7 protein-coding genes are annotated in these 7,853 nt (G+C 57.5%); 5 read left to right on the forward strand and 2 right to left on the reverse strand.

The features are described 5' to 3' along the window. Positions 1-38: 38 nt before the first annotated feature. Positions 39-290: a hypothetical protein gene (locus AAHM38_RS20705; RefSeq protein WP_116576855.1), complete on the reverse strand. Its 252-nt coding sequence runs from the start codon at positions 288-290 to the stop codon at positions 39-41. 814 nt (positions 291-1,104) lie between these two features. Beyond that, positions 1,105-1,878, reverse strand: a complete 774-nt coding sequence (locus AAHM38_RS20710) for a 3'-5' exoribonuclease (RefSeq protein ID WP_257019891.1) — start codon at positions 1,876-1,878, stop codon at positions 1,105-1,107. Positions 1,879-2,346: 468 nt separating this feature from the next. On the opposite strand from AAHM38_RS20710, the gene AAHM38_RS20715 reads away from it, so the two are divergent. From AAHM38_RS20715 to AAHM38_RS25725, 5 genes are all read left to right on the forward strand, one after another. Continuing rightward, positions 2,347-2,772 carry a helix-turn-helix domain-containing protein gene (locus AAHM38_RS20715; protein WP_116576852.1) on the forward strand — a complete coding sequence of 142 codons (426 nt, stop codon included), beginning with the start codon at positions 2,347-2,349 and terminating at the stop codon, positions 2,770-2,772. A gap of 893 nt (positions 2,773-3,665) precedes the next feature. Next, positions 3,666-4,166, forward strand: coding sequence for a Tn7 transposase TnsA N-terminal domain-containing protein (locus AAHM38_RS20720; protein ID WP_257019893.1), 501 nt, complete (start codon positions 3,666-3,668; stop codon positions 4,164-4,166). Next, positions 4,147-6,114 (forward strand): DDE-type integrase/transposase/recombinase, encoded by a 1,968-nt coding sequence (locus tag AAHM38_RS20725; protein ID WP_116576850.1) that lies wholly within the window; start codon positions 4,147-4,149, stop codon positions 6,112-6,114. The genes AAHM38_RS20720 and AAHM38_RS20725 overlap by 20 nt, the downstream gene beginning before the upstream one ends. Then, entirely contained in the window at positions 6,111-7,043 is a 933-nt protein-coding gene (locus tag AAHM38_RS20730; RefSeq protein ID WP_116576849.1) for a TniB family NTP-binding protein, read from the forward strand. The genes AAHM38_RS20725 and AAHM38_RS20730 overlap by 4 nt, the downstream gene beginning before the upstream one ends. Before the next feature lie 66 nt (positions 7,044-7,109). Then, on the forward strand, positions 7,110-7,853 hold a 744-nt coding region (locus AAHM38_RS25725; RefSeq protein ID WP_446740143.1), incomplete at its 3' end, for a TniQ family protein.

Raw genomic sequence — 7,853 nt, forward strand, 5'->3', positions numbered from 1 at the left:
CAAAACAGACCTGTGGCAAGTCACGCGACAGCACAGAGCTATTTCTTGCTGTCGCAGGCTCGCTCCCATCGCTCGGATGGCACAATCGTATGCAATCCAAGTTGCTTCGCCGTCTCGATTGGCAGGCGCAGCACTACATCGGCGCCACCCTGCTCGCGCGTACTTAATATCGCGCTTACCCCGCAAAGCTCCAGATACACGACCCCCGCTTCGAGTACTTCCTCATAGAGGTGCCACGCCGGCTCGTTATCTTCGGAAGGGTGATTGGCGAGGGTCGCTTTGGTGCTCATGGTGTGCCTCACGTGGTATCTGGAAAGCCCAATGTAGCTGGCCAATTGAGTGCCACGCGGAGCGTGGCGCGGAGGCGCCTGTCTCTACACTTTGTTGGGGCGCCGGATCTGCTGAGCTTTCTTGGCAATTGTCGTTCTGTTTGGGTTCGTCCGCCTATGGCAAAGCCTCAAAATGTGTCTGGTCATCGCGTACCGCCGTACGACGAGAGGCACTAGACTAAGTACATCCAAAGGATGCCGAGATGCGCCAGATGAATGCGGCAAAGCCAACCGCGGCGGATGCAAAACCACCCAAGGTAGTGATTCGCCGTTCCAAGCGGAGGCGAGTAGTCACACCTGAGATGAAAGAGCAGTTGCGCGCCAACGCTAGGATCTCTCAGCGTCGCACCTTCCCCGAGCTCCCGGAGTGGCGGCGGGACGCGTCAGACTGAGTGTGTTGACACGGCGGGCTGGTGCCGACATGGTCGTGAAGGAATCGTTGTCAGTGAGGCGAATCCTTGCATCTAGCACTGAGACATCATTTCAGATTCAGTTGGCACCTCGGTGCAAGGACCTGAATGGTTTTGCGCTAATCGAGCCCTGTTGGTCCGGGCCGGTCGTACCATTGGTCACGGACCCAAGCCTCCCAGTCGTGCACGAACGCGCAAACTCCCTTGCCTGGCACCAACACGCACGCACTCCCCGCGAGTGCCGCGGCAAATTGCTGGCGCCATGGCTCCGGCACGTCCACCACGCAGACGTAGCTACGGTCGTGGTAATCATAAAGAGGGACTGCCAGGATCAGATCATCACGTGTCATTGAAACTCCGCGGTCTCACATGAAAGCGAAGGCGTTGGCGCGCGCATCGTGCAACGCGTGATGCCGGCCACCGTGCTCACGGAAATACGTTTCTAGTCGTTCCATATCAAGCCGGCCGCCTACGTGCTCGCATTTCCAGCCAGTGGGGATTTCGGCATCGAGCAGATCGAGCACCAGGTCGAAGTCGCCTTGATAGTCGAAGCACAATACCCGCTTGGGCTTTGCCGGCGCGGCGAGCAGCCACGCCACTAGCTCGTCGCGCAATTGTGCGGCCGGCATCGAGCGGCCGGGAAACTGGCCGAGCTGCGGCAGCACAGCCGCCCGCACAAACTCGCTGCACGCGGACAGCTCGAAGTCCGACACCTCTCCGTAGAACTCAGTCCCATCCTCGCCCACGATTGCCAGGCTGATGAGCTGGCAATCGATAAAGTCGGTGAACTCGGTATCGACAAAGTAGTGCATCTTCCACGGGCTGCGCGGGCCTTTGGATGCACGCATGGTGCGCGCAGACTGGATGATGTCAAGCCGGCCTTGCTCGGGCAGCAGGGTCATCATGGGAGAGGCTTGGCGCAGTTGCTGGCCACGATCGGACTCTTCCAAGGCCAGCTTCCAATCGCGCTCGGCAATGATGCGCTTCCATTCATCGTGAAGCGGCTTGGAGCGGATAGAGGCCGCCGTATCCCAGCGCTGCAGGATTTCCAGTGCCTGCGCCTCTAGCGACGGATCTGCGCGAACCATCCGAACTGCCTCTTGATGCATGCGCAAGTTTTGCAGATCTTGCTTATTCATCGGGTTTCCTCCCTTTCCGGGTCAGGTCATGCCCTGTCCTACCCGAACGACCGCTCGACGCACTGGGCGTCGCGCATGTTGACCGGCCCGTAGGTGCGCATTGGCGTCATGTTTGCCGGGCCCAGCTAATACGGTACATCCGGGACCATGGCTTGTAGAGCGTCTTCGACAGGATCTGTTGCTCTGGCCGTGGGGCGGCGCGAACAGCTCACTCAACGGCCGGTTCCCACCATCGTCGTGAGTGTCCACGGCCTCGAAGCGACCTTCGCTTATGAGTTGCGTCCCCTCAATGGAATCAACGACTTACGTCGAGTTACGTTCACCTAAGTGTTAATTAGGTGTTAATTTTTCCTTGTAAATCAATGGCTTACGAGAGAAATTGTACTTGGCATGGGGGCGGACATGTACTTCAATAGCTGCGGAGCACCGCTTTCCTGTGTACTAAGTGCCTTGTCCAGATACGGCTCAATGACCAGTCCATTCGCCACTTTTCTTCGGGCCCTACGTGTGCGTAGTGGCATGCGTCAGCATGAGCTGGCCAGACAGCTGGGGTACGAGCAGGCGTACGTGTCCGCCCTAGAGCTTGGCAACAAACCACCGAGCGAAGAGTTTCTGGGAAAGCTCAACAGAAGTCTGACTCTCAACGAGAAAGACAACTTGGAGATGCGGCACGCGGCGGAAAGGTCGAGGCGACGCTTTGTGCTTCCCGTGGATGTACCAACAGAGACGTATCTGCTGTGCCACGAGCTCTGGGAAAAAATTGACCGGCTGTATCCGGCGCAGATCCGAGCGATACGTGAACTGGTTCGGATTGATGAGCTGCTTGTGGATCAGCCTATGTACGGCCCGGCAAGGTTGCGCCGACGTACAGCAAAGGAGGATGCCGAAATGTAAAAACGGGACAAACCTTGGCGGTCTGCCCCGTCGCTGACCTCGCGTGGAGGCCAATACTTCTCGTTGACGCTTGAAGTATCCCTCCTCGCTGTCGGCTGGTCAAGGCCGCTCGCACATCGACCATCGGTTAACTTCGGTTGGCTTTGGGAATCACAACCCAAAGAGGGGAGTTATTACGCCCAAAAACTGAAGTTTTCTTGGCAGCTCTCTCGCATCGGCGCCGCCCGCCGGTGGTCGCCTCTGAAAAGCTAGAAGAGACCTATCGTGACAGACCGCAGTTCGCCTACGCCGATCTCCCGGGACGGCACCTCTCCCCCGCTCAAACTCGATATCAACGGATCCGTACCCTATCTCGACGGGGGCGGAAGTTGAGATTCTTGCGAACGCTCTTGTCGCACTTCGCCTGAAGCGCAACGAGACGGAAAGATTTGCCGACCTGACCAAGGAGGAGCCATGTAAAAAAACAAAAAGCGCCACAACCCGGGGCTGCAGCGCTTTCTGACGGAACCTCGGTAGAGGCCCAGCTTCGCAAAGCCAGTCTCTTCCTTCCCGCCGAAAGCGTCAAGCCTCCGTTTGCTTCTTCTAGCTGACAGCCACTGGCTTGACCGATTGTGGTCGAGCGAGGGCCGCCGCTCGTGCGTTCCACACGAATCCAGGACAGCCACGTGTCGTCTGGAGGGCGTGCTGCACGCTCAAGAACTGCATGCCTTTGCTGCGTCAGTGCGTGAGGCACTGAGGTAGCGGGCTGGGAGATCTATATGCCTGTACGCAAAGTCATTACACGGCGCTCTAACCATTTCAGAGCGTACATCCCGTCACTAAAGAATGGGCATCCAACGCAATGCGAATCAATGCTCGAGGGAAAATTCATCCGCTTGTGTGAGCTGTCCCCCATGGTGCATAGCTACGAAGTTCAGCCTTCATTCGAGTCGATCTCTGTCGGGGGCAGTCCCGAGCGATATGTTCCCGATGTCCGTATCCGCTTCGTAGACGGTACGGAGGGCTGGTTCGAAGTGAAACCTGACGTCCGACTCAAATCAAAGCGGGTGGCGCGACGTCTGGATGCTGCAGCAGATCACTTTGCTCAATCTGGGCGACGGTTCCGTGTAGTCACAGACAAGCAGCTGGACACAGAACCTCGCGCGTCAAACGTGCTGGAGGTGATGTACCACCGGCGAGCATCCCTCTCTAGCGTCGAACTCGCGCACGTTCGGCACAAGCTTGAGAGCGAGTCTCCTCAGGCGATGTCGGATTTCATTTCGTTGGTAGGCCTTTGTGATGCTTGGCGTCTGCTGGGACTGGGCACCGTGGGCGTTGATCTCGATCAGCCAATCGCTCCGGACGCTGCCATCTACCTTGAAGGAGGGCATCGTCATGCAGACGTTTTCGCTTAGAGCGCGACTAAGTGTTCTCCTTAATGGCAGGCGATTGATGCTCGCAAATCGGCTGATGGACAGGCGGCTTGCATTCAAGGATGACTTTGGCGAGCCGGTCGTGCTGGCTGAAGCCGAGTTCTATCGGCTGTATGAGCGGCGGGAACTCGTGCTTGATCCGGAGCAGCCTTACATCGACACCATTCCCCTGATCAGGAACGCGCCGCCAGATCTGACCTGTTTTCCCAAAGCGCACTCAGATGAAGCGCTGCGCCGACGGTCCTACCTCGAGGCGCTCTTCCAGCCAGATGGTTCAAGGTTGCCCAACGACCACGAGCTACGCAAGCGGCTAACGGCAATCCATGCGGCACTAAACGATGCGAAGCCGGTACCTTCGCCGCTGACTGTGCGACGATGGGCACGTCGCTATCGCACAACGTGTGTCGTTCAGCTTGTCCCGCAGCACTGCAAGAAGGGCCGCACCGCGGTTATCCGCGGTGATCTGGAGGATCTGCTCCAGATGTCCCTCGAGGAGGCATATCTCAAGTCCGAGCGACCAACCATCAGTCAAGTCTATGAGGACCTTCGATCGCGCGTGAACGGCGTGAATAGGGGGCGTTTGCCGTCTCAGCAGTTGAGGCTACCGTCTGAAATGACGCTTAGGCGCTATATCGATCGACTGGATCGATATGAGAGGGACTGCGAGCGTCTCGGAAGACATGCGGCGGACAGAAAGCACCGTAACGCAACGGGTCAATTGACGGTCGACAAGATCCTAGAGCGCTGGGAGATCGATCACACGCTGCTGGACGTGCTTATCGTCGACCCGAAAAGTGGTGAGGTCATTGGTCGCCCGTACATCACGGTCATACTCGATCGCCATAGCCGTATGGTTATGGCCTTCTTTATCCACCTGTCCGCACCGAACACCGAAAGTGTTCTCAGAACAATCGAGCGAGCTATCCGCCCAAAACATGCATGGCTCGCCAACTATCCGATGGTCGTCAACGAGTGGCGTGCTCGTGGGCTGCCTCGCTACATCGTTCCTGACAATGCCGCCGAGTTTCATGCGGATGGGCTGATCTTAGCGTTCAACGAACTCGGTATCGAGGTTCTTTTTCCCCGTTCACGGGGGCCCGAGATGAAGGGCGCGGTTGAGCGTTTCTTTCGCACCATGGCCCAGGATCTGATTCACCGTTTGCCGGGAACTACGTTCTCCAACACGCGTGAGCGCGGTGATTACCCGTCAGAGAAGTTCGCCTGTCTCACCCTCGCTGATCTCGAGAAGGCCGTCATGAAATGGGTAGTCGATCGTTACCTCCAGACGCCGCATCGAGGTTTAGGTGGTCTTACGCCCGCTAAGGCATGGGAACAAGGTGAAGTTGAGCGTTCCCCCCTTTTGCCCCTGGATCTGGATGAGCTTGAGTGCGTCCTTTCTCATCGGGCAACTCCACGCCTCCATCACTATGGAGTCGAGGTCGATCGTCAGCAGTACCACTCAGAAGAGCTATCCGAGCTGCGGTTGCGCTTAGGGGAAAAAGCGCGAGTCGACGTCCGTTTTCGGGATGAAATGGGGCACGTATGGGTGCGCGATCCCGATCGAAATCTGTTTCTACAGGTGCCGAACAAGGATTCGACGATGGTCGGGATGAGCCGAGACGTCTACCGCGCAGCTCGCCAGCGGGTCAGGGAACGTCGCGGAGATTCCGGCAACCCCGATGCAGTGTTCGAAGCCTATCGTCAAATCATGGCTGACGTTGAGACGGCGAAGAGGTCCAACAAGCTGCGCCAACGACGTTACGCCGCGCAGATGGAGCTCGACAAGGAGGGGCGTCAACGCGACGTCAAACCGGTGGCAAACGAGTCACCACCTCCTGCTCAGTCCATCCTTTTCGACTTTGAGCCAGCGTCGCCGACGCTCGAAATCCGGCCTCGAACCCTTCCCGCCATTCCAGGAGATCAATCATGAGTGCATCGAGTGAATTCTCTCTGCGCCATCAGTTCATCAAGACGGATCAAGTATCGAAGGCTTTCGATCGAGTTGGCGAAGTGCATCAGGATGTCCTTTGTTCACGAAGCAGTCGAGGGCTTATGGTATTGGGGCCGAGCGGGGCTGGCAAAACCACAACCGTTAGGGAGTACCTAAGCACAACATTTCCGCAAGTACGTGTTCCCGGACAATCATGTCGGGCCGTGCATGTTGAGATTCCGGCTTCGCCGACGCAGAAATCTCTCGCAACGTCGATCTTGGTCGGCCTTGGTGATCCTCTCGCAACCGCACAGAGGCACTCCGCAGAACTGAAGATGGCCCGCGTCGCGACTCTTCTTCGGAATCTGCGTACCGAAGTTTTAGTCCTCGACGAGGCGCAGCATCTGGTTGACTACAAGCGAAGCAGCACCTACGACGCTGCCGACTGGCTCAAGAACTTGATGAATAGCGCCGAAATCACCGTCGTTCTCGTCGGCTTGAAACGTGCCCGTAAACTGCTTTGGGTTAACGAGCAGTTGCGCAGAAGGTTCTCCGCCATCGTTGAACTGGAGCGATTCGGTTGGGCAACGAGCGAGGATCAACGGCGATTCGCTTCCTTGGTTGGCAGCATCGGGAGGATATTGCCCGTCCCGACCGTTGACCTTACCGAGAGTGATACGTTGCTCCGTCTCTATCACGCCTGCTTTGGTCTAATCGACTACCTGATCAAGAGTCTGGATCGCGCTGTATGGACTGTTCTGAGTGGCCGCGCGAGCGGTATCGATCGCGCTGTTCTGGCGCGTGCGTTCCGCGACGAAGTGTGGGCCGACGTACCGCCGAATAGGAACCCGTTTGCCGAAGAGTTCACTTTCGCCCCATTGATTGGAATTCACGAACCTTTCGAGAATTTTGATATCGCTTTGCGCTAGCCCGGCGCGGCCCAGCGTAGGCGCTGGGCCGCATCTGCATGCATCCCATATGGATCAGTTCATTCTATGTTTTGTCCGATCGGAGAGACGGGGGGGCCTCAGGTTCCACAGGCAGAAGCGACGCTATGGAGGCGGCGCGACGTGCGTCAGTGGTCGACACCATCTGTGGCTCCGCCCATTCAGGTCTCGCCTTATCCCTACGAGAGCTTTGAGAGCTTCATCTTGCGGGTGGCCGAGTACAACGCATTCGACTCTGCCAGTGCCACGCTCCGGGCGCTTGGTGCACATTGTGGGAACCCGTCGCGCTATTGCTATAAACATCTTAGTCCGTTGCTTGGTATTGAACCTGCCTCGTTGGCGGCGATGATACCTACGGCAGTTGACGGGGACCTTCACCTGTTGGGGAACCAACTCTTGCGTGACCGCCACATTGTTCGGCACGCCAGTCGTTTTTGTCCGTTGTGCGTCTCTGAGCGCGGTTACGGCGCACTTGAATGGAGTCTTGCTCCGTTTGCCGTCTGTGCCGAGCATGGCGCCTATCTGGTTGATCGTTGCGCTTGCAGGCCGAGGACGCCTCTGAACATGTTTCGCAACAGGTACTTCACATGTATATGTGGGGCTGACCTACGCAGCGCCGCTGTGCTACCTGCGAGCTCCGCCGCATGCAATCTAGCCAAGGAGATTCGGCGACGGTTTCGACAGGAGCTGGAAGAAGAATTGGGCAGCGTGTTCCCGAAATTGACCACGTGGCCCGAAGACGCGCAGTTCGGCGATTTCCTCGACTTGATGATATGCCTTGGCAATCTCGCG

This window comes from Ralstonia sp. OTU4908 (genome assembly GCF_038440115.1).
Taxonomy (GTDB): Bacteria; Pseudomonadota; Gammaproteobacteria; order Burkholderiales; family Burkholderiaceae; genus Ralstonia; species Ralstonia pickettii.